The organism is Tessaracoccus caeni, assembly GCF_029211185.1.
GTDB lineage: Bacteria > Actinomycetota > Actinomycetes > Propionibacteriales > Propionibacteriaceae > Arachnia > Arachnia caeni.
In genome coordinates this window covers 85,151-106,595 of the sequence record NZ_JARGDO010000014.1, presented here as the reverse complement: position 1 = coordinate 106,595, position 21,445 = coordinate 85,151, and the positions used below count along the sequence as shown (strand labels likewise).

The 21,445-nt window shown below is 67.4% G+C and carries 17 protein-coding genes; 6 read left to right on the top strand and 11 right to left on the bottom strand.

Annotation, left to right across the window (positions count from 1 at the left end; genetic code table 11):
- Positions 1-41 precede the first annotated feature (41 nt).
- The 5 genes from P0D62_RS13150 to P0D62_RS13130 form a co-directional block, all read right to left on the bottom strand.
- The gene (locus tag P0D62_RS13150) at positions 42-635 is read right to left on the bottom strand and encodes an ArsR family transcriptional regulator (RefSeq protein ID WP_275703003.1); all 594 of its coding nucleotides are present in this window, start codon (positions 633-635) and stop codon (positions 42-44) included.
- 442 nt (positions 636-1,077) lie between these two features.
- The gene (locus P0D62_RS13145; RefSeq protein ID WP_275703002.1) at positions 1,078-2,094 is read right to left on the bottom strand and encodes a Gfo/Idh/MocA family protein; all 1,017 of its coding nucleotides are present in this window, start codon (positions 2,092-2,094) and stop codon (positions 1,078-1,080) included.
- 106 nt (positions 2,095-2,200) lie between these two features.
- Entirely contained in the window at positions 2,201-3,205 is a 1,005-nt protein-coding gene (locus P0D62_RS13140) for a Gfo/Idh/MocA family protein (protein WP_275703001.1), read from the bottom strand.
- A gap of 356 nt (positions 3,206-3,561) precedes the next feature.
- Positions 3,562-6,705, bottom strand: coding sequence for an isoleucine--tRNA ligase (gene ileS / locus P0D62_RS13135; RefSeq protein WP_275703000.1), 3,144 nt, complete (start codon positions 6,703-6,705; stop codon positions 3,562-3,564).
- 560 nt (positions 6,706-7,265) lie between these two features.
- Complete coding sequence (locus P0D62_RS13130; RefSeq protein WP_275702999.1) at positions 7,266-8,198, bottom strand: LysR family transcriptional regulator; 933 nt, start codon at positions 8,196-8,198, stop codon at positions 7,266-7,268.
- Between the two features lie 81 nt (positions 8,199-8,279).
- Here P0D62_RS13130 and P0D62_RS13125 point away from each other — a divergent pair, with 81 nt between their 5' ends.
- Entirely contained in the window at positions 8,280-9,350 is a 1,071-nt protein-coding gene (locus tag P0D62_RS13125) for an aminotransferase class V-fold PLP-dependent enzyme (protein WP_275702998.1), read from the top strand.
- Between the two features lie 74 nt (positions 9,351-9,424).
- On the opposite strand, the gene P0D62_RS13120 is transcribed toward P0D62_RS13125, so the two are convergent.
- Positions 9,425-10,741 (bottom strand): Fic family protein, encoded by a 1,317-nt coding sequence (locus P0D62_RS13120; protein WP_275702997.1) that lies wholly within the window; start codon positions 10,739-10,741, stop codon positions 9,425-9,427.
- A 147-nt stretch (positions 10,742-10,888) separates the two neighbouring features.
- On the opposite strand from P0D62_RS13120, the gene P0D62_RS13115 reads away from it, so the two are divergent.
- On the top strand, positions 10,889-12,013 hold the full coding sequence (locus P0D62_RS13115; RefSeq protein WP_275702996.1) for a MalY/PatB family protein: 1,125 nt from the start codon (positions 10,889-10,891) through the stop codon (positions 12,011-12,013).
- A 151-nt stretch (positions 12,014-12,164) separates the two neighbouring features.
- On the opposite strand, the gene dcd is transcribed toward P0D62_RS13115, so the two are convergent.
- Positions 12,165-12,740: a dCTP deaminase gene (gene dcd, locus P0D62_RS13110; protein ID WP_275702995.1), complete on the bottom strand. Its 576-nt coding sequence runs from the start codon at positions 12,738-12,740 to the stop codon at positions 12,165-12,167.
- A gap of 59 nt (positions 12,741-12,799) precedes the next feature.
- Between dcd and P0D62_RS13105 the strand changes: the two genes are divergently transcribed.
- The 4 genes from P0D62_RS13105 (at position 12,800) to P0D62_RS13090 (ending at position 16,759) form a co-directional block, all read left to right on the top strand.
- Positions 12,800-13,654, top strand: a complete 855-nt coding sequence (locus P0D62_RS13105; RefSeq protein WP_275702994.1) for a helix-turn-helix domain-containing protein — start codon at positions 12,800-12,802, stop codon at positions 13,652-13,654.
- A 64-nt stretch (positions 13,655-13,718) separates the two neighbouring features.
- A complete protein-coding gene (locus P0D62_RS13100) occupies positions 13,719-14,285 on the top strand; it encodes a dihydrofolate reductase family protein (RefSeq protein WP_406708254.1) in 567 nt (188 codons plus the stop codon).
- 43 nt (positions 14,286-14,328) lie between these two features.
- Complete coding sequence (locus tag P0D62_RS13095; protein WP_275702992.1) at positions 14,329-16,191, top strand: ABC transporter ATP-binding protein; 1,863 nt, start codon at positions 14,329-14,331, stop codon at positions 16,189-16,191.
- 58 nt (positions 16,192-16,249) lie between these two features.
- Positions 16,250-16,759 carry a hypothetical protein gene (locus P0D62_RS13090; RefSeq protein WP_275702991.1) on the top strand — a complete coding sequence of 170 codons (510 nt, stop codon included), beginning with the start codon at positions 16,250-16,252 and terminating at the stop codon, positions 16,757-16,759.
- A 185-nt stretch (positions 16,760-16,944) separates the two neighbouring features.
- Here P0D62_RS13090 and deoC read toward each other — a convergent pair whose 3' ends face one another.
- From deoC to P0D62_RS13070, 4 genes are all read right to left on the bottom strand, one after another.
- Positions 16,945-17,613 (bottom strand): deoxyribose-phosphate aldolase, encoded by a 669-nt coding sequence (gene deoC, locus P0D62_RS13085; RefSeq protein ID WP_275702990.1) that lies wholly within the window; start codon positions 17,611-17,613, stop codon positions 16,945-16,947.
- A 156-nt stretch (positions 17,614-17,769) separates the two neighbouring features.
- Complete coding sequence (locus tag P0D62_RS13080) at positions 17,770-19,185, bottom strand: sensor histidine kinase (protein ID WP_275702989.1); 1,416 nt, start codon at positions 19,183-19,185, stop codon at positions 17,770-17,772.
- Entirely contained in the window at positions 19,182-19,910 is a 729-nt protein-coding gene (locus tag P0D62_RS13075) for a response regulator transcription factor (protein WP_406708253.1), read from the bottom strand. The genes P0D62_RS13080 and P0D62_RS13075 overlap by 4 nt, the downstream gene beginning before the upstream one ends.
- 40 nt (positions 19,911-19,950) lie before the next feature.
- A complete protein-coding gene (locus P0D62_RS13070; protein WP_275702987.1) occupies positions 19,951-21,342 on the bottom strand; it encodes an NAD(P)/FAD-dependent oxidoreductase in 1,392 nt (463 codons plus the stop codon).
- Between the last annotated feature and the right edge of the window lie 103 nt (positions 21,343-21,445).

Here is a 21,445-nt window from a genome sequence, read left to right as displayed (position 1 = left end):
GGGCGTCGGGACGCCAGTCAAGAGGATGGGACGGACGGCGGTCAGGCATGATGCTCCTCATCGTCGATCAGGGTGATGAGAGGTCGGGATGTGACGGTCGCGAGGAAGGGGTCGGTTTGGGTGTGCCAGGCGTCGGGCGAGGCTCTGTGAATGTTCACTTCGGTGTGAAGGCGATGCCCTGCTCCCTCGGCAACATCTAGCAGTGTGCTCCTCGACGGGTTGCCCACGACCAGCACGTCAAGGTCTCGGGGTGGGGGGCCGGTCTGTCCTGTGCGGCGCGCGGCCCAGGAGCCGTAGATGTAGGCCTTGTCTACTCCAGGCACGTGTGAGAGCAGGGCGCGGAGCAGTGGTTCGGGCCCGTAGGTCTCGGTGATGATCTGGGACATCGGTGCCCATAGAGGATGTTCGGTGTTTGCACGGACCAAGCGGTTGTTGCCCTCACGTCGGTCTCGCAGGACGTCAGCGTCGATCAGGCGAGTTACCTCCCGGTGTGCGACAGCAGGAAGCAGACCTGTGCGTCGGCTGATCTCGGAGATCGACAGTTCCTGGGTTGGGTCGAGCATGGTCTCGGCAAGGACCGCTCCCTGTGCGTCGGAACGCAGGAACGGGGTGAGCGCCGAGGGTGCAGTCTTCACAAAAGATGATAATAGATTCAGGTTATGTGAATGACAAGAGTGGGTTGGAGGTTAGGGGGCTACCAAGTTTGGTGGCACCCTGCTGGTTGCGCTTGCCCTTCGAGACCATGCTCGCGTTCGTGTCGAAGCAACTAGGGTCTGTTGCGGAAGTGGTGGCCGTAGCGAGCGGCGTCATGGTGCGTCATATGCAAGGCGCAGGAGGAAAACGCTAGTGGACCTAACGTTGACGAGTGCAACGAAGCAGATGGCGTGCCAGGGCGTCGCGTAGTAGGCCACTTCCACTTTCGCAACAGACCCTAGCGCTCGTGGCCGGGTTCTGTTTCTTGGGTGCCGGATATTCCTTTCGAGGCTTCAGCCCTGGGGCTCGTTCCGGGTGCTGAGGAGCGAGGAACGAGCGTCTCGAAGTGCGCCCTGGGGCCTCCGCGCCTCAAGGAGCGTCATTTCACAGTGCGACGACGGTGCCGGCGGCGGCGCTCTCCTGGGCGGCGGCGACGATGCGGAGGGTCCGGAGGCCCACCTCGCCGTCGGGCTGCGGGGCTACACCGGTGCGGACGCCGTCGAGGAAGGCGTCCAGCATCGAGCGGTCGAGGTCGACGCCGTAGCTCAGCCAGACGCCGTTGCGGGTGGCCTCGTTGAAGCCGTCGACGTGCTGGGCGAAGGGATCGATGGTTGCGCTGGCCTCGGTGCCCACCACCTCGAGGGTCAGGCCGCCCCAGGTGGGGGCGTGATCGGGCTGGCTCCAGGAGCAGTCGATCGTCGCGTTGAGTCCGCCCGGGTAGGAGACGCTGACCAGGCCGCCGGTCTCCGCCTGCACCTGCGGCTTGTCGGCATGCAGGATCCGGTTGCTGACCGCCCGCACCGACGTGGCTTGCTCCCCGCCCAGCAGCGCGTCGAGCAGGTCGGCGACGTGCACCACGTGGTCCGCCATCGCACCGCCTCCGGAGAGTTCCGGATCGGTGAACCATGAGCGCGAGCCGACGGGGATCTGGCCGTTGTTCGTGCCGGTGGCCAGCAGCAGGTGGCCGAGGCCGCCCTGATCGACCAGGGCCTTCAGCGCGGCGAACTGTGGAGAGAAGCGCACGGGGTAGGCGGTCATCAGGAAGACGCCGGCGTCGCGGCAGGCGGCGACCATCGCATCGCCGTCGGCCACGGTGGTGGCCAGCGGCTTCTCGCACAGCACGTGCGCCCCCTCGGCGGCGGCGCGCAGCACGAGGTCGCGGTGCCGGGTGTTCTCGGAGCAGACCACCACGGCGTCAGGCCCCCAGGCGAAGAGCTCGTCGTAGGTATCGACGTAGGCCACGCCCAGCTCGTCGGCGAAGGCACGCCCGCGCACCTCGCCCGCGGGACCGTTGGCCCCGTCGGGATCGGCGCACAGCAACTCGATGTCGGGCATCTCGCGCAGCAGCGACGCGTAGCCCGCGGCGTGCACGTGCGCGAAAGACAACAGGCCGATCTTCATCGCGCAACCTCCTGGAGAACAACGGCCTCGCCGTGTCCGATCGGCAGACACTGGGGCTGCCTCGTCGCCGAGATCAACTGGCTACGACGTCTTCCGGATCCAAGGTTCATGAGGCGACCTCCTCGAAAGCCACGGCCGCGCCGCGCTCGATCGACTCCAGGACGGCAAGGGCGAGGCGTACTGCGATGAAGCCGTCGTGCGCCGAGACGCGCGGGACGGGCCCGCCGGCGAAGGCTTCGGCGAACTCGCGCAGCTCCGTCAGATACGGCGACTCGACGAAGCCCAGATCCGGCAGCATCGCCCCGGCCGCGGCAGAGGCGCCGCGATCCAGCCGGAACGACTTCTCGTCGCGGGTGTCGAAGCGCAGCACGCCCCCGTCGCCGGCGACGTGGAACGAGGTCCAGAAGGTGGTTCCAGGAGCGCCCCACACCGCCCGTACATTGCTGATCGCGCCGGAGGCGTGGGTGAGCACGGCGTCGGCCACCGAGACCTCAGCCCCGGACTCGGAGCGCCCTCGTGATGCCGTCGCATACACCTCGGTCACCTCGCCCATCACCCAGCGCGCGATGTCGAGGTCGTGGATCATCAGGTCGAGCACGACGCCACCCGACTGCGCCTCGTCGGAGAACCACTCGGCCCACGTCGGGAAGCTCCCGGTGCGGGTGAAGCGGGCCACCGCCGGGGCGCCGATCGTGCCGTCGACGACCGCCTGGTGCATCGCCGCGTACTCGGGGAAGAACCGCACCACGTGGCCGGGATAGAGCTGGCGGCCCAGGTCCGCCGCCAGGGAGGCCAACGCCCGGGCGTCCTCGGCGCTGCGGCCCAGCGGCTTCTCGCACACCACGTCCTTACCCGCACGCAGCGCCCGCTCGGCCAACTCGCGGTGCGTCGGAGTGGGGGTGACGATGTCGACGATGTCGCTCGCGGCGAGCACCTCGTCGAGGCTGCCGACGACGGTGCCGCCCCCGCACTCCGCGACCAGGGCGTCGGCCCCAGCCTCCGAGTAGACGACGACATCGGCTCCGAGGGAGAGCCAGGCAGGCAGATGGGATCTGGCGATCCCTCCCGCGCCGACCATCCCTACTCTGCGTCTCAGCTGAAAATCGACCACCGCCCGATTCTCCTCCTCCCGCCACCCTCCAAACAAGGAAGATCCACCAAGACTGGCCGATCTTCCGGAGTCCGTTGCCGAAAAGTGGCCACTACCCGCATCCCCGTCGGGACGGGGGTGAGGCGGTGGCCACTTTTACGGTGTCTCATACCGAAAATCGGCCATTGGTCGATTTTCCGGTGTCTATCGCCGAAGATCGGCCACTACCCTGCACGTCCGCCGGAGCGGGAGGTGGGGTGGTGGCCACTTTTACGGTGTCTCGTACCGAAAATGGGCCATTGGCCGATTTTCCTGGTTAGCGGCGACCCTGGGGAGGGGCGCCGGTTGGCGGGGTGGGTAGTCGAGTGAGGAGCGGGTCAGGCCTTGCGGAGCGTGAGCCGGATGCCCAGTTCCGGATCCTCGCCCGAAGGCTCGGCCACCTCACCCTGGGTGAGCTCGACGGCCAGCACCTCGTCGGCGATCGCGGATGCGTGCGCGGCGATCGCCTCGGCCAGCTCGCCCGAGGCCTCGACGCGCACCACGATGCGGTCGGTGACCTCTAGGCCGGCCTTCTTGCGGGCGTCCTGGATGAACCGGATGGCTTCGCGGGCCAGGCCGCTCTTGATCAGCTCGGGCGTCAGCTCCAGATCGAGCGCGACGGTCTCGCCCTGCTCGTTGATCACCGACCAGCCCTCGCGCGGCCGCTCGCTCAGCACCACGTCGTCGGCCGTGACCTCGATGGTCTCGCCGTCGAACTCGAAGCTGGCCTTGCCGGCCTCACGCAGGTCGGCGGCCAGCTTGGCGGCGTCGAGCTCCGCGATGGCCTTGGCGATCAGCGGGGTGCGCTTGGCGAAGCGCTTGCCCAGCGAGCGGAAGTTGCCCTTGGCGAAGTAGTCGACGAGGTCGCCGGCGGAGGCGAAGGAGTCGACGTTCTCCACGTTCAACTCGGCCTTGATCTCGGCCTGCAGCTCGGGGGAGAGGCGCTCCATCATGGCGCTCGGCACCAGGATTCGGCCGAGGGCCTGGCGGATCTTCACCTTCGACTCGGCGCGCGCCGCACGGCCCAACTCGACGGCGCGGCGGGTGAGCTGCATCGCCTGCTCGAGCTGCGGGTTGAGCAGCGACTCGTCGGCCACCGGCCAGTCGGCCAGGTGCACGGACGCCGGACCTTCGGGATCGGCAGCGTGGAACAGATCCTGCCAGACACGCTCGGTGACGAACGGCATGATCGGCGCCAGCAGGCGGGTCACCGCGTCGAGGGTCTCGTGCAGCGTCCACAGCGCGCCGGGCTCTCCGGCCCAGAAACGACGACGGGAGCGCCGCACGTACCAGTTCGAGAGGTCGTCGACGAAGCCAGCCAGCAGGATGCCGGCGCGCTGGGTGTCGAAGTCGGTGAGTGCGGCGGTGACGTCGCGGATCAGGGCCTGGGTGGCCGAGGTCAGCCAGCGGTCGAGGACGTGGCGCTCGGCCACGGCCGGCGCCTCGCCCATCGGCGCCCAGCTGGCGGCGCGCGCGTACAGCGACTGGAAGGCGACGGTGTTCCAGTAGGTCAGCAGCACCTTGCGCACCGTCTCGCTGAGCGTCTGGTCACCCACGCGGCGGGCCATCCATGGCGAGCCGGAGCAGGCCATGAACCAGCGCACCGCGTCCGCTCCATGCTTGTCCATCAGCGGGATGGGCTCCAGGATGTTGCCGAAGTGCTTGCTCATCTTGCGCCCGTCGTCGGCCAGCAGGAGGCCGAGACACACGACGTTCTTGTAGCTCGACTCGTCGAACACCAGCGTGCCGACCGCCATCAGCGAGTAGAACCAGCCGCGGGTCTGGTCGATGCCCTCGCAGATGAAGTCGGCGGGGTAGTTCTTCTCCAACTTCTCGGCGGAGCCGGGCGCGTGCGGGTAGCCCCACTGTGCGAACGGCATGGCGCCGGAATCGAACCACGCGTCGATCACCTCGGGCACCCGGTGGTAGGTGTGCCCGTCGCGCTCGATCACGACGTCGTCGATGAACGGGCGGTGCGGGTCGAGCTCGCTGAGGTCGCGACCGGTGAGCTCGCCCAGCTCGGCCAGCGAGCCGATGCAGATCAGATCCTTGGGATCGTCGTCGTTGCGCCAGACCGGCAGCGGGGTGCCCCAGTAGCGCGAACGGGACAGCGCCCAGTCGATGTTGTTGTTCAGCCAGTCGCCGTAGCGGCCGTGCTTGATCGAGTCGGGGTACCAGTTGGTGGCCTCGTTCTGCGCGATCAGCTCGTCCTTGCGCTGCGTGGTGCGGATGTACCACGACGGCATGGCGTAGTAGATCAGCACGGTGTGGCAGCGCCAGCAGTGCGGGTAGGAGTGCTCGTAGTGGAGCACCCGGAACATCAGGCTGCGCTCTTCCAGGTCGGCGACCAGCGTGGGATCGGCGTCCTTGAAGAACTGCCCGCCCACCAGGCCGACGCTCTCCTCGAAGGTGCCGTCCGGGCGGATCGGGTTGACGAACGGCAGCCCGTAGCGACGGCACACCGCCATGTCGTCCTCGCCGAAGGCCGGGGCCTGGTGGACGAGGCCGGTGCCGTCCTCGGTGGTGACGTAGGTGGCAAGAACGACGACGTGAGCCGGCGCCGGGAACTCGACCAGCTCGAACGGGCGCTGATAGGTCCAGGACTCCATCTCGCTGCCAAGGAACGAGTCGGTGAGGGTCCACTCCTCGCCCAGCACCTTCTCGGCCAGCGGCTCGGCGATGATCACCGAACGCTGCTCGGGGTGCGTCGCCAGGCGGTAGGTGACCTCGGGGTGCGCGGCGACGGCGGTGTTGGAGACCAGCGTCCATGGCGTCGTCGTCCACACCAGCAGGTCTGCGGCGCCGGCGTGCGGGCCGGAGGTGAGCGGGAAGCGCACGTAGACCGACGGGTCGGTGACATCCTCGTAGCCCTGCGCCAGCTCGTGATCCGACAGCGTGGTGCCGCACCGCGGGCAGTACGGCGCGACGCGGTAGTCCTCCTCCAGCAGTCCCTTGTCGAAGATCTGCTTGAGGCCCCACCACACCGACTCGACGTACGGCGTCGACATCGTGACGTAGGCCTCGTCCAGGTTCACCCAGTAACCCATCCGCTCGGTCAGTTCGGTGAAGGCGTCGACGTGGCGCAGCACCGATTCGCGGCACTTCGCGTTGAACGGCTCGATGCCGAAGGCCTCGATGTCCTGCTTGCCGGAGAAGCCCAGCTCGCGCTCGACGGCGATCTCGACGGGCAGGCCGTGGCAGTCCCAGCCGGCCTTGCGCTCGACGCGATAGCCCTGCATGGTGCGGAAGCGGGGGAACAGGTCCTTGAACACGCGCGCCTCGATGTGGTGCGTGCCGGGCATGCCGTTGGCGGTGGGCGGGCCCTCGTAGAAGGTCCACGGCTGGCCGTTTACGGTCTTGGCCAGCGACGCCTCGAACGTGCCGCGCTCCTGCCAGAGCTTCAGCACGTCGTGTTCCATCGCGGGGAAGTCCACCTGGGCGGGGACCGCGTTGTACAGGTTTGCAGAACTGGGGGTGGTCATCGGTTCCTCTTCGTCGTCATCGGCGAAGGGACGAGCCGAAGCCCGCGGTACCACCCTTCTTGGACGTCGGCGTGCGTCGACGTCCCGCTCAGTTGTCGCCCGCGGCCGGTTCTAGTGAGCCCCGACTGGGCGGGACCGTTCTTCCGGCAGCTCCGAGGTGATGGCCTCATCAATGCCTTGCGGATGCAACGGCCATTATGCGTCAGGAGGTTGCATCGGGCAAACACCCGCGCTCTTCGAGGTGCGAGGCCGTTCGCGGCCGAGCCTCGAGGAGAACCAGCGCGAGAATCCGCAGAAACCCATCCTCCATGCAACTAAGCTCCTCGGCTGCCGGTCGCTCTCCTCGAGGCTCCGCTGCGCTCCGCACCTCGAAGAGCGTCAGGGGCGGACCCCATCCTCCACACGACTACGCGTTCGGCTGCCGGTGGCTCTCCTCGAGGCTCCGCTGCGCTCCGCACCTCGAAGAGCGTCAGGGGCGGACCCCATCCTCCACACAACTACGCGTTCGGCTGCCGGTCGCTCTCCTCGGGGCTCCGCTGCGCTCCGCACCTCGAAGAGCGTCACGGGTGGACGGCGCGGATGATCGCGTCGATGGTGGCCTTCACCGAGGGGACGCGGTCGGCGCCTCGGGCCGTGACCAGGTGGATCGTGCGGCCATCCGCAGTGGGCAGTGGTTTCGCGACGATGCCCGGCAGCAAGGGGAAGGAGTCCACGGCCATGCGGGGCAGCAGGGCGACGCCGATGCCTTGAGCGACGAGGCCCTCGACCGCGGCGACGTTGTCGGTCTCGAAGGCGATCCGTGGCGTGAAGCCTGCTCGGTCGCAGACCTCCAGCAGGTGGCCGCGGCACCGCGGGCAACCGGCGATCCAGCTCTCTCCGGCGAGGTCGGAGAGATCGATCCCGGTGCCTCGGGCGGCGGGGTGGTCGCGAGCGAGGATCGCGAGGAGGTCGTCGCCCCCGATCGAGCGCACCGACAGGCCGTGCGCGCTCGGATCGTGCGGATCGTTGCGATCCCCGGGGTAGCTGAAGGTGAGCGCGATGTCAGCGCGGTCGTCGCGCACCGCGTCGACGGCCTCGGGTGGCTCCGCCTCGACGTAGGTGACGGCGAGTCCGGGGTGCCGGTCGGCCAGATCGGCGAGCATCCGCGGCACCACGGTAGGGGAGGCCGAGGGGAACCCGATCAGACGCACCCGGCCGGCGCGCAGGCCACGGAACTCCGCCAGTTCCTCGGCGGCGGCGTCGAGCGCCGTGGTGACCGCGGGGGCGTGGCGCGCAAGGATGCGGCCGGCCTCGGTGAGCCGCACCGTGCGGCCGATCCGCTCCACCACGGGAAGCTTGATCCGTCGCTCCAGCCGCTTGAGCTGCTGGCTCACCGCGGGCTGGCTGAAACCCAATGCCTCCGCAGCGGCGGTGAGGGAACCGCGGTCGGCGATCGCCTTCAGGACGCGCAGGGACTGCACGTCGAGTTCGGGTTCCAGATCGGAAGCATCCATTCCTCAATCATAAGGAAACAGCATGTATCTCATCCGATACCTGTTCTAGACGAATGAAATGTGGAGCGGCAGGCTGGAAGCATGTTGAAGTCGCTCCGCTCCCGCCCCACGATCGCTCACGCACGCGACGCGTTCGCTGGTGGGCGCGGCTACCTGGCGGCCTGCACCACCGGCCTGCCGACGCGGGCGACTCGTGCGGCCATGATCGTCGACCTGAACGAGGCGGCCGCTGGGCGACCTAACGCCGCTCGTTACCAGGCGGTCGCCGAGCGCGCCCGGGCGCACTTCGCCTCCCTCGTCCGGGTCTCGCCGGACCGCGTCGCGATCGGATCGCAGACCTCCGTGCTCGCCTCGCTGATCGCGGCCTCGCTGCCCGACGGCGCGGAGGTGCTGGTGCCCGACCGAGACTTCTCCTCGATGGTGCTGCCGTTCGTGCATGCGGGACGCGGCATCAGGGTGCGGGCTGTGCCTCTCGACGGGCTCGTCGACGCGATCCGCCCCGGCACCGACCTCGTCGCGTTCTCGATCGTGCAGTCCGCCACCGGCGAGGTTGCGGATGCCGATGCGATCGTCGCCGCCGCCGCGAGCTGTGGCGCCAGGACGTTGTGCGACGCCACCCAGGCCGTCGGGTGGCTGCCCGTCGATGCCTCCCGCTTCGACGCCCTCGTCTGTCACGCCTACAAGTGGCTGTGTGCGCCTCGAGGGGTGGCCTTCCTCGCGCTCCGGGATGAGTTCGCGGCGACCCTGCGCCCCGTGCATGCCGGTTGGTACGCAGGCTCCGATCCGTGGTCGTCCTGCTACGGCGGTGAGGTCGAGCTCGCCGCTGACGCTAGCCGTTTCGACGTCTCTCCGGCCTGGCAGGCCTTCGTTGGAGCGGAGCCCGCGTTGGAACTGTTCGCCGGCCTCGATCGCGATGAGCTGTATGCCTACACCACAGGCCTCGCTGCGGCCTTCCGTGAGCGCCTCGGGCTGCCCGAGCCCAGTCATCCCAGCGCGATCGTCACCTGGGAAGATCCGGACGGTGCCGATCTCGCTCGCCTTGCCGCCGCTGGCATCGTCGCCTCCGGTCGCGACGGGCGCGCCCGCGTCGCCTTCCACGTCTTCAACGACGCCTCCGACGTCGACCTGGCCGCCAGGGCTCTTTGCTCTTAGAGGTCCCCGTCCCGCCCGAACTGTAAATAAGTGTAAATAACTGTAAAATTTACATGTTAATGCGAGTGTTGGGGTCAGGATTCGTCGGTGAGGCGAGCGGTCAGATCCGCGGTTGGCGCCCATTCGATACGTCGTCCGCGCTGGAAGTGCTCGAGGATCCCGTGTTCTTCGAGGTGATTCAGATCGGTGCGTGCGGTCTGGAGCGTGATCGCGTGGCTGGAGGCATGGCTCTGGGCGGTGAACACCGTGTTCGGGTCGGCGATGGCGCGCTGGACCAATGCCACCTGCCGATGGTTCAGGCCCAGGTGCCGCGCCCAGGTGGTCGCTTCCCGCAACTCTGTCTGCCGCTCGTCGAGGTAGCTCTGGAGCGCCTCGAGTGCACGGCGAATCACGTCGAGCTGGTGCACAAGGAAGTAGGTTACGTCGCCGTCGTCGGTCTCCGTGTCCAGATAGGCCTTCGCGTACTTCGCCGGAGCGGCGTAGAGCAGGCTGGAGATGCTCAAATACTCCATGAGCCAGTGGCCTTCGCGTAGAGCGACCCAGTAGAACAGCGCCCGGGCTGTGCGCCCGTTGCCGTCGACGAAGTAGTGGTCGTAGCCCATCATGAAGTGCGTGATGATCGCCCGGGCAAGGGGGTGTAGCCACCCCGTGTTTGCGTCGGTGGAGTTCGCGAACTGACAGAGTTGCTCGAGCCTCTCTGGAAGTTGGTCGGCCGGTGGGGGATCGTGGGCGATGGTGTCGTCCTCGCCACCGACGACGACGCGGTCCTCGCCCGGTTGCTGGATCCGTCCCTCGTCTGCCGCGTCGTCGAGCGTTCCCTCGGTGACAATGGCATGCAGCTGGAGGATGGCTTCGGGGGTGATGGGGTCGTGGGTGTGTTCGCGGATCCACTGCATGGCGGCAAAGTTGTTCGCGACCATGCGCTCCCCCCTGGTCCGCGGCCGACGCCGGGTGCGCAGCATCTCAGCGGCCTGTCGCCGAGTCGTCGCTGCGCCCTCGAGCAGGCTTGACGAGATCGCCTCCTCGCGCAGGGAGCTCATCAGATAGCGGTCCCGTTGGGCGTCTCCGAGCACTTTCTCTCCGGTGCCGAGTCGTCCTGCGGTTGCGATGCAGATCTCGTAGAGAGCCTTGTTCACGTCGGGAGGGGTTGCGACGACGAAAGGCCGGCCTTCCTTGTCTCGGAGTGAAAGTGGCTCGGTGGCCCGGCTGAACTTGATGCCGACCCACCATTGTTCGGGAGTGAGGCCGTCCGGCGCGGGGCGCCGTCGCACCTTGTCCCAGCTCGGGTAGTCGGACACCTGGCGTCCTGCCTCGACTGCCCTCACCAAGGTGGAGGGATCCAGGTTGGTAAGAAGGGTGGCGACGCTGGGTGGCTTGCTGGGTAGCCTCATTCGCCAAGTGTAAGCGAACTGTAAATTACTGTAAAATTTACAGTTCCTGTTTAGAGATTCTGCCGTCTACTGGCGGGATCTCTTGGGTTTTCCTCTGGTTGCGTACGGCGTTGGCGGCGGTGCCTCGCTTGGGGGCAGGATGGGCGCATGGCTATCTTCGATGTCCCGCTGGAGGAACTGCGTCGTCGTCGCTCCATCAAATGGAGCCGGTTCGAGCCTGACGTGCTGCCGATGTTCGTCGCGGAAATGGACGCGCGGCTGGCCGAGCCGATCGCCGAGGCGCTGACCCGCTCGATCGCGCTGTCGGACAGCGGTTACCCGGAGCAGCCCGACTACCAAGACGCCTTCATCGCCTACGCCGCCGATACCTGGAACTGGCAGATCGACGGCGCCGACATCAAGCTGGCCGGCGACGTGATGCAGGGCATGCGCGACGTGCTGGCCGCGGTCACCGAGCCCGGCGACCACGTCGTGATCAACCCGCCGATCTACCCGCCGTTCCGTGGCATCTGCAAGGCCACTGGACGCCAGACTCTGGAGGTGCCGCTGACGGAGGCCGGCCGGCTGGATCTCGACGGGCTTGCCGAGGCCTTCAGCGGGGCTCGTGGCGTGAAGCCCACGGCCTATCTGCTCTGCTCTCCGCATAATCCCAACGGCACGGTGCACACTCTGGAGGAGCTCACGGCGGTGGCCAGGCTGGCCGCCGATCACGACGTCGTGGTGATCGCCGACGAGATCCACGCTCCGCTCACCCCCGCGTCGCATATCCCCTACCTTGAGGTGCCCGGCGCCGATAACGCGTATGTGGTTACCTCGGCCTCCAAGTCGTGGAACCTGGCCGCCTACAAGGCAGGCCTGATCGTCGCGGGGCCGGGTGCGCGTCGTGTCTTCAATGCCCTGCATCCCATGGTGAGCGAGTGCGCGAGCTACGCGGGCATCATCGCCCACACCGCGGCCCTCAACGACGCGCGCGACTGGCCGCTGCAGGTGGCCGATGAGGTCGCGCAGCACAAGCGGCTGCTCGCCGACGAACTGTCCGCGCAGCTGGGCCTGACCTATGAGCCCTCCGAAGGCACGTACCTGGCCTGGGTGGACTGCTCCCCGCTGGGCTTGGACTTCCCGGCCAAGCAGTTCCATGAGGTGGGCCGCGTGCGCTTCAACCTTGGCACCGACTTCTCCCTCGACGCGAAGCAATGGGTGCGCATCAACCTGGCCGCCTCGCCCGACGTGATCCGCGAGGCCGTCGCCCGGATGGCCCGTACGTTTTCGTAGCCACTGCACCGGCGGCTGGCAGTCGGCGATGTCCATGCTCGTAGCGTGAAATCTGCATGATTCGAACCTGGAAATCTGCATGATTCAGAGTGCGAAATCTGTTAGTTAGGCGCCTGGGGTTTCTGCGCTACGGCGTCAGACGTCCTGCCAGTCAGACCTCGGTGCGGTGGAAGTTCAGGTAAGACCGCGACGGCGTCGGGCCGCGCTGGCCCTGGTAGCGCGAGCCGTACTTCTCGGAGCCGTAGGGGTTCTCCGGCGGTGAGGTGAGGCGGAAGAAGCACAGCTGGCCGATCTTCATCCCTGGCCACAGCTTCACCGGTAGCGTCGCCATGTTGGACAGTTCAAGGGTGACGTGACCGGAGAAGCCGGGATCGATGAAGCCCGCCGTCGAGTGCGTCAGGATGCCCAGACGGCCGAGCGACGACTTGCCCTCCAGGCGCGCCGCGACGCCGGTGCCGAGCGTCACCAGCTCCAGCGTCGAGGCCAGCACGAACTCGCCGGGGTGCAGGATGAAGGGCTCTCCCTTCGGCGGCTCGACCAGGCGGGTCAGCTCGGGCTGCTCCTCGGCGGGGTCGATGGTGGCGTAGCGGTGGTTCTCGAATACCCGGAAGTACTTGTCGATGCGCACGTCGACGCTGGCGGGCTGGACCATCGCCTCGTCCCACGGGTCGAGTTGTATTCCGCCGGAGGCCACCTCGGCCAGGATGTCGCGGTCGCTGAGCAGCATGGCAGCAGCCTAGTGGCAGCGCGGGCCGACGAGCCGGCGAGAACCGGATACTTGGATGCATGGAATACGTGTCCAGAGTGCCGCGGCCACCGCTGAACGGGCTGATCGATGACCTCTACTACTTGCAGGGGTCGCCGCCATACACTCGTCTGATGCTGCCGCCCGCACCGACGGCGCTGTTCATCGTCAATCTCGGGGCACCATTCCGAATCCGCGGCGGCGACGATGTCGAAACATCCGAGTATGCCGACGGCTGTGTGGTTGCTACACCCACTCGCGCATGGGACTTCAGCTACCCCCTCTGGACGACATCCGTCGGCGCGCACGTCAAGCCCTGGGGCTTGGCGCCGTTCCTGCCGATGCCGGTGGCAGAACTGCGAGACCGGCCCGTCACGATAGAGCATGTCTGGGGCCGGGCTGCCGTAGCCGAGTTGCGAGACCGACTGGCCGCTGCGCACGGGCCGTCCGAAATGTTGAATCTGCTCGAAGACGCGCTGATACAACGGCTGCGCCAGAGCGCAGGTCTTGGCATGGTTAGCCACCTGAGCAAGCTCATCGCCGAGACCAGCGGGGCGGTTGCAATCGGCGAGTTGAGCGACGTAGCCGGCGTCAGCAACACCCATCTGGCGCTGCGATTCAAGGAGCTCATCGGAGTGACCCCGAAACGTCTGGCCCGCACCCAACGTTTTGCCTCGACCATGCTGGCGATCGACCCGGACGAGCCGATCGACTGGAGCGAGGTCGCGGCCGGCGCAGGCTACTTCGATCAGGCACATTTCGGCCACGAGTTCCGGGGATTCACCGGTCTCACGCCAACTCAGTACATCGAAGCACGTCGGCGTTTCATGCGAGAACACCCCGGTAGCGTTCTCGACGGCTGGGCATTGCCGCTTGATTTCTTACAAGACCGATAGCTCGCCGAGCTCCACACTTGGAGATACGCATCACGCAGAGGAGCCCCTTGTGAGCAATATCGTAATGAACGCCTCGGTATCGGTTGACGGTTTCATCGCCGACACGAACGATGACCCCGGCCCGCTTTTCGAATGGTTGGTCAGCGGCGAGGTGCCGTTGGATGACAGCGGCGCCCTGAATGTGTCGCAGGTGTCCTATGACTACATTCGTCCCTATTGGGACGAGATCGCGGTGACGATCGTCGGTCGCCACGTCTTCGACCTCACGGATGGTTGGGACGGCACGCCTCCCAGCGGAGTCGAACATGTGGTGGTCGTGACGCACCGTCCGGCACCCGAGGGCTGGAACGACGAGGCACCGTTTCATTTCGTAGGTAGCGTCGAGGAAGCCGTCGCTACAGCGCAGGAGCTCGCGGGCGATCGCGTGATTGAGGTCGCTGCAGGCGATGTCGGCGGCCAGCTTTTCGCCGCGGGCTTCGTCAGCGAAGTACGCATGGATGTCGCCCCCGTCGTGTTCGGGTCCGGCAAAAGGTACTTCGGCTCCGTCGACGTGCAGCAGCTCCTGGAAGACCCAGACGTTGTCATCCAGGGGACTCGCGTGCTTCACACGCGGTATCGCGTGCGTCGTTGATCATAGAAGGCTTAGAGGTGGACGGCGGACGAGGGGAGACGGCATGTCTGTGGGGTATCGCGGCGGGGGAGGACTACTCGGCCGGATGCGCGCCGACCCGGAACTGAAGAACCACAAGCTGTCTCGAGGGACGCTGCGTCGTGTCGTCGCCTACGGAAAGCCGTTCACGGGACTGCTGCTGATCTTCCTCGTCGTGGTCGTCGTCGCCAGCGCGCTGTCGGTGGCTCCGCTGCTGCTCTTCCAGCGGATCATCGACGACGGGGTGCTGGCGGGTGACACGCGGCTGATCGTGACGCTGTCGCTCGCGGTGGCCGGGATGGCGGTGGTCAACGCCGGCCTGGGCGTCGTCGAGCGCTGGTGCTCCGCCCGGATCGGTGAAGGGCTGATCCTGCGGCTGCGCACCCAGATCTACGACCACGTGCAACGCATGCCGATCGCCTTCTTCAGCCGCTCCAACACGGGCAAGCTGGTCTCGCGGTTGCAGTCCGACGTGACGGGCGCGCAGCAGGCCTTCACGTCGACGTTGTCGTCGGTGGTCAGCAACGGCATCACGGTGGCGTTGGTGCTGGGATCGATGCTGGTGCTGTCGTGGCCGCTCACCCTTGCCGCGCTCGTGTTGCTGCCGCTGTTCATGATCCCCGCGCGGCTGGTGGGCGTGAGGTTGGCCGGGCTGACGAAGGACCGGATGCAGGCCAATGCCGAGATGTCCGCGACGATGACCGAGCGGTTCTCCGTCTCCGGTGCGCTGCTGGTGAAGCTCTTCGGCACGCCCGAGAAGGAGTTGGAGCGGTTCACGGCGCAAGCGAGCGAGGTGGCCGACGGCGGCGTCAAGATCGCGATGACCACCCGCGTCTACATGACGGCGATGACCCTTGTCAGCGCTCTCGCCACCGCGATGTTCTATGGCTTCGGCGGCGTCGCGGCGGTGCGGGAGCAGTTGACGGTCGGCACGCTGACCGCGCTGGTGGCCCTGCTGGCCAGGCTCTACGGGCCGCTGATGCAATTGGTGTCCTTGCGCGTCGACGTGATGACCGCCCTCGTCAGCTTCGAGCGGGTCTTCGAGATCCTCGACCTGCCGCATGCGATCAAGGACGCGCCGGACGCGCACCCCATCGACGGCCCCGCCACCGTCGAGTTCCGCGACGTGTGGTTCACCTACCCTCCGGCCTCGGCCGTGTCGCTGGCGTCGCTCGGTCCTGGCAGCGTCACCCATGAGTCACCGTCGGAGCCGGTGCTGCGCGGCATCAGCTTCCGCGCCGACGCCGGGCAGACCGTCGCGCTGGTGGGGGCCTCGGGCGCCGGCAAAACCACCATCACTCACCTGCTGGCGCGGATCTACGACGCGGACTCCGGGGCCGTGCTGATCGGCGGCGCCGACGTGCGCCGCGCGACGCTCGCATCCCTGCGCGACCACGTCGGCTACGTCACCCAGGATGCGCACCTGTTCCACGACACCATCGGCGCCAATCTGCGCTACGCACGCCCCGACGCCACCGACGACCAGCTCTGGGCTGCGCTGGAGGATGCCCAAGTGGCCGGCGTGGTGCGTCGCCTGCCGGACGGGCTGGACACCGTCGTGGGCGACCGGGGCTATCGGCTCAGTGGCGGAGAACGCCAGCGCGTCGCGATCGCGCGGCTGCTGCTCAAGGCCACGCCGATCCTGGTGCTCGACGAGGCCACCGCCCATCTCGACTCCGAGTCGGAGGTGCTGGTGCAGCGGGCGCTCGACGCGGCCGCGGTGGGCCGCACCGTCGTGGTGATCGCGCATCGCCTGTCGACGGTGCGCAAGGCCGACCAGATTCTCGTCGTCGAGTCGGGACGCGTGATCGAGCGAGGCACGCACGCCGAACTGCTCGACACCGGCGGCGCCTACGCCAAGCTCTACGCGACGCAGTTCGCCGACTAGCTCTGCCGACTAGGTCGTTTTCCTCCGCACTGGCCCCTTCGGCCCCTAGTCTGGGTCGATGGAGAAGGTGGTGCCGAGCGCGATCAGACTGGTGACGTTGGCCGGATTGCTGGCGTTGATCGCCCAGCTCGTGCAGTCCTACCGGGAGCCGGAGTGGGTGTGGAACTTCCCTCCGCTCTTTCCTCAGATCCTCGTGCTACTGGTTCTGGTGATCATCTCCGGCTTCTGGGGCAAGGGATGGGCGATGCGGGCGCTGGTGATGACCGCTGCCGTCGTGTCGGCGGTGCTGCTGCTGTTCGCGTCCTACGGGGTGTTCGGTTTCGCGACGCTGCGGCAGAAGGATCTCTGCGTCTGGACCTATGAGTCCCTCCCCGCCGACCGGAAGGCAGAGGCCGGTCAGATCCCGGAGGGACGCGACGCGCGCCCAGCGGTGACGATCGACTGGCCGGGGGAGTACACCTGCACATGGACCGACCCCGAGGACAAGACCGAGGTGGCCACCTATACCCAGCCGCTCCTGGTGATGGCTCGGCACTTCGACATCTTCTGGGAGGGGTTGGGTAAGTAGACGTTGGCAGCGGCGATACGGCCAGAATCCACCAGGGTTCTGGCCGATTTTCGTCCCTAGACACCGGAAAATCGGCCATTGGCCGATTTTCCTGGATTGAGGGGGTGGGTCAGGTTGGTGGGGGCGGAGAAGTGGTGGGGCGGTGGGTGAGGAGAGGTGGTGGGGCGGTGGGTGAGGAGAGGTGTTCAGTAGGCGTCGTCGGCGGTGACTCCGTCGAGGACGGCACCCGAGCCGCTGAGGCCGAGACGCGTGGCGCCGGCCTCCACCATGGCGGCGGCGGTGGCGAAGTCGCGGATGCCGCCGGAGGCCTTGACGCCCAGCCGGTCGCCGACGGTCTCGGCCATCAGGCGTACCGCGTGCACCGAGGCGCCTCCCGCGGGATGGAAGCCGGTGGAAGTCTTGACGAAGTCGGCGCCGGCGGCTTCCGCGGCCTTGCACGCCTCGACGATCTCCTCGTCGGTGAGCGCCGCCGACTCGATGATCACCTTCAGCAGCCCCGTCGTGGCAGCGCGCACCGCGGCGATCTCGGCCTCGACGAGGTCGGGTCGGCCCTGCTTGAGGAGGCCGATGTTGATCACCATGTCCACCTCGTCGGCACCCAGCTGCGAGGACTCAGCAGCCTCGGCCGCCTTCGCCGCGGGGGTGTGGTTGCCCGAGGGGAAGCCGCAGACGGTAGCCACCTTGACGTCACCCAGCTCGTCGGTGATCGGCAGCATCGACGGCGAGACGCACACCGAGTAGGTGCCGAGTTCTCGCGCCTCGGCCACCAAGGCCCGCACCTCGGCGGGCGTGGCGTCGGTGCGCAGCAGGGTGTGGTCGATCATGCGGGCCAGGTCTTCGCGGGCGATGGTCATGGAGGCCTCCTTCTTCGCCCCGAGCCTATCCGTCCGCAACGGGCTGACGGCGCTCCTTCGCACACAAATCTGCGTATACGCGAAGGCCTCCCATATATAGCGAGGCCGACGCGTGGGCGCAGATCTGTGCCCGGAAAGGCCGAGGGCTGGCCTGGCTCAGGGGGTGTGGAGCGGGAGCCGGACCGTGAAGACGGTGTCGCCGGGGCGGGAGGCCACCTCGGCGGTGCCGCCGAAGGAGCGCACCACCGCGTCGACGATGGCCAGGCCCAGGCCCGTGGAGTGGGCCGCCGAATGGGCGCGGGAGCTATCGGCTCGCGCGAAGCGCTCGAACACCCGCGGCAGGGTATCGGCGGGGATGCCCGGGCCGTCGTCGCGCACCTGGATCACGCACTGCCCGTTCTCGGCGGACACCGAGGTGGTCACCATGGTCCCCGACGGGGTGTGCACGCGGGCGTTGGACAGCAGGTTCACCAGCACCTGATGCAGCTGGTCGGGGTCGGCGAGCACGGAGATGGCGGCGTCGGGCAGCTCCAGCTGCCAGCGGTGCTCGTGATCGGCGGCTCGGGCGTCGCTGACCGCATTGAGCGCGACCTCGACGACGTCCACCGGCTGCGGCTCGACGGGAGCGTCGGCGTCCAGCCGGGCCAAGAGGAGCAGGTCTCCCACCAGCTTGGTCATGCGCTGCGACTCGGCACTGATCCGGCCCAGCGCGAAAGAGGTGTCCGTGCTGAGCGGTTCGGGCGAGCGTTCGGCCAGCTCCGAGTAGCCGCGGATCGCGGCCAGCGGATTGCGCAGTTCGTGCGACGCGTCCGCGACGAAGCGCCGCAGCTTCTGCTCAGAGGCTTCGCGGGCGGCCAAGCCGCTCTCGACATTGTTCAGCATGTGGTTGAAGGCCTCGCCGAGGCGCGCGATCTCGTTCTCGGGCGGCAGCATCGAGACGTCCACCCGGGTGTGGAGGTTCACCTCGCCCTGGTCGAGCGGCATCTCCGACACCTCGGAAGCGGCCTCCGACAAGGCCTTCAGCGGCCGCGTCGAGGAGTTGATCATGGCCCTGGTGACGAAGGAGGTGACGGCGATCGCCAACAGGCTGATCAGCGCGGCGGACATCGCGATCCGGCGAAGATCGTTCTCGATCCGCGACATGGGCAGGCCGACCACGATGATCTGCTGCCCCTCCAGCCGAGCCTGCACGCGATAGCTTCCCATCTCGGGGAGCTCGACGGTGTGCGCCCGTCGGTCGACGCGGGTTTCCAGCAGTTGCGTGATCGCTTCGTCCGGGATGTCGCGCACCTTGCCCTTGCGCATCAACGCCGCGACCACGCCGTTCTCGGTCGGAACCGCCACCACGGCGCCGGGGGGCAGGCCTTCCCAGGGGGAGGACGCCCCGCGGATCCCGGCCGGGATCTGCTGGCTGACCGAGGTCACTTCCTGGTCGAGGGAGAACATCATCAGCGAGCGGGCGGTCACCACCGTGATGAAGGACAGCAGGATCGCCATCGTGGCGACGGCTATCGTCACCTGCCGCTGCAGCCGCCGCGCCAGGGTCTGGCTCCCGGGGCGGGATCGGCTCACGAGCCGGCCGGCTTCAGCACGTACCCGGCGCCGCGCATGGTGTGGATCATGGGCTCGCGGTTGGCGTCGATCTTCTTGCGCAGATACGAGATGTAGAGCTCCACCACGTTGGCCTGGCCGCCGAAGTCGTAGTTCCAGACGCGGTCGAGGATCTGCGCCTTGGAGAGCACGCGCTTGGGGTTGCGCATCAGGTAGCGCAGCAGCTCGAACTCGGTGGCGGTGAGCACGATCGGCTCCCCGGCGCGGGTCACCTCGCGCGAGTCCTCGTCGAGGATGAGGTCGCCCACCACGAGCTGGGTGTCGCTGCGCACGGTGGTGGCTCCGGAGCGACGCAGCAGGCCGCGCAGCCGGGCGATCACCTCTTCCAGGCTGAACGGCTTGGTGACGTAGTCGTCGCCGCCGGCGGTGAGGCCCTGGATGCGGTCGCGTACGCCGTCCTTCGCGGTCAGGAAGACGACGGGCACGTCGGGCTGCTCGGCCCGGATGCGACGCATCACCTCCAGCCCGTCGAAGTCGGGCAGCATCATGTCGAGCACCAGCGCGTCGGGCTTCACCTCCCGGGCGACGCGCACTGCGGTGGCGCCGTCCTGGGCGGTGGAGACCTCCCAGCCCTCGTAGCGCATGGCCATCGAAAGCAGCTCGATCAGGCTGGGCTCGTCGTCGACGGTCAGCACCCGGATCGGCGTGCCGTCGGGGCGCTGCAAGGGTTCAGCTGTGTGGGGCATGCCCATACTCTGACAGCCCAACCTGTGACTCGGCTGTGGATCAGCTTTCCTGGTCGGCAGCCTCGTCCTCCGCCTTTTCGTCCTTCGGGGCGACGACGGACTTGCCGCGCATCAGGGAGCCGGAGGTGCGGGATCCCAGCTGCTCGATAGCGAGTCGGGCGACCATCTGCTGGTTGGTCACCACGCGCTCGCGACGGGCGTTCGAGACGAAGGTGATGAACCACGAGATCAGCGTCGTGACGCGCTGCTTGAAGCCGGCGATGTAGAGCAGGTGCAGGATCAGCCAGCTCACCCAGGCGAAGAAGCCCGTGAACTCGATCTTGCCGATCTTCACCACCGCGGAGAACTTGGCGATGGTGGCCATCGAGCCCTTGTCGAAGTAGGTGAAGGCACCCGGCTCGCCCGTGTTCTCGATGCGAGCCCGAATGGTCTTGGCCGCGTGCTTGCCGCCCTGGATGGCGCCCTGCGCCACGCCGGGGACGCCCGGTACGAAGGCCAGGTCGCCGATGACGAACACTTCGGGATGGCCGGGGAGGGTGAGATCCTCGTTCACCACGACGCGACCGGCACGGTCGAGCTCCGCGCCGGACTGCTCCGCGAGGGTCTTGCCCAGCTTATTGCCCTGCACGCCGGCGGCCCACACCTTGCACACCGAATCGATGCGCTGGATGCTGCCGTCCTTGTGCTTGAGATCCACGCCACGCTCGTCGATGTTGGAGACGATGGCGCCGAGGATCACCTCGACCCCCATCTTCTCCAGCTTCTCCTGGGTGGCCTTGCCGAGGTTGGGCCCGAACGGGGGCAGCACCTGCGGGGCGCCGTCGACGAGGATCACGCGGGCGGAGGCCGGATCGAAGTTGCGGAACTCCCGGCGGAGGGTGCCGGTGGCGAGTTCGCGGATCTGGCCGGCCAGCTCGACGCCGGTCGGGCCCGCGCCGACGACGACGAAGGTGAGCAGCGCGTCGCGGTACTTGCCGGGCTTGGTGAACTCGGCCACCTCGAAGGCCTGGAAGATGCGGGCGCGCAGCTCCAGCGCATCGTCGATGCTCTTCATGCCGGGGGCGAAGGTGGCGAACTGGTCGTTGCCGAAGTACGACTGGCCGGCGCCGGCGGCGACGATCAGCGAATCGTAGGGAGTCTCGTGGTACGCGTCGTGGAAGCGCCACTGCACGACGCGGTTGGTCAGGTCGATGTCTTCCACCAGGCCGAGCAGCACCTCGGCGTTCGACTGGCGACGCAGGATCTCGCGCGTAGCGGGGGCGATATCGCCTTCGCTGAGGACACCGGTGGCCACCTGATACAGCAGCGGCTGGAACAGGTGATGGCTGGTCTTTGCGATGATCGTGACGTCAGTGTCGGCGCTCTTCAGCGCTTTGGCTCCGAAGAGGCCTCCGAAGCCGGAGCCGATGATTACGGTACGGTGACGTTGCATAAGATGCAGCCTAACGTGACAGTCCGGCCATCTCGCAAGACCGATTTTCTTGGAACGTTTTCCGAGCTGTCTGCGGACTCCGGAGAGCGGGCGTCCTCGGGTA

What these genes read in the sequence shown, in the direction of transcription:
- P0D62_RS13145 (WP_275703002.1), bottom strand. Translation starts at nt 2,094, where the DNA reads ATGAAGATCGGCCTGTTGTCTTTCGCGCACGTGCACGCCGCGGGCTAC.
- ileS (WP_275703000.1), bottom strand. Translation starts at nt 6,705, where the DNA reads ATGACCACCCCCAGTTCTGCAAACCTGTACAACGCGGTCCCCGCCCAG.
- P0D62_RS13130 (WP_275702999.1), bottom strand. Translation starts at nt 8,198, where the DNA reads ATGGATGCTTCCGATCTGGAACCCGAACTCGACGTGCAGTCCCTGCGC.
- P0D62_RS13125 (WP_275702998.1), top strand. Translation starts at nt 8,280, where the DNA reads ATGTTGAAGTCGCTCCGCTCCCGCCCCACGATCGCTCACGCACGCGAC.
- P0D62_RS13120 (WP_275702997.1), bottom strand. Translation starts at nt 10,741, where the DNA reads ATGAGGCTACCCAGCAAGCCACCCAGCGTCGCCACCCTTCTTACCAAC.
- P0D62_RS13115 (WP_275702996.1), top strand. Translation starts at nt 10,889, where the DNA reads ATGGCTATCTTCGATGTCCCGCTGGAGGAACTGCGTCGTCGTCGCTCC.
- dcd (WP_275702995.1), bottom strand. Translation starts at nt 12,740, where the DNA reads ATGCTGCTCAGCGACCGCGACATCCTGGCCGAGGTGGCCTCCGGCGGA.
- P0D62_RS13105 (WP_275702994.1), top strand. Translation starts at nt 12,800, where the DNA reads ATGGAATACGTGTCCAGAGTGCCGCGGCCACCGCTGAACGGGCTGATC.
- P0D62_RS13100 (WP_406708254.1), top strand. Translation starts at nt 13,719, where the DNA reads ATGAACGCCTCGGTATCGGTTGACGGTTTCATCGCCGACACGAACGAT.
- P0D62_RS13095 (WP_275702992.1), top strand. Translation starts at nt 14,329, where the DNA reads ATGTCTGTGGGGTATCGCGGCGGGGGAGGACTACTCGGCCGGATGCGC.
- P0D62_RS13090 (WP_275702991.1), top strand. Translation starts at nt 16,250, where the DNA reads ATGGAGAAGGTGGTGCCGAGCGCGATCAGACTGGTGACGTTGGCCGGA.
- deoC (WP_275702990.1), bottom strand. Translation starts at nt 17,613, where the DNA reads ATGACCATCGCCCGCGAAGACCTGGCCCGCATGATCGACCACACCCTG.
- P0D62_RS13075 (WP_406708253.1), bottom strand. Translation starts at nt 19,910, where the DNA reads ATGCCCCACACAGCTGAACCCTTGCAGCGCCCCGACGGCACGCCGATC.
- P0D62_RS13070 (WP_275702987.1), bottom strand. Translation starts at nt 21,342, where the DNA reads ATGCAACGTCACCGTACCGTAATCATCGGCTCCGGCTTCGGAGGCCTC.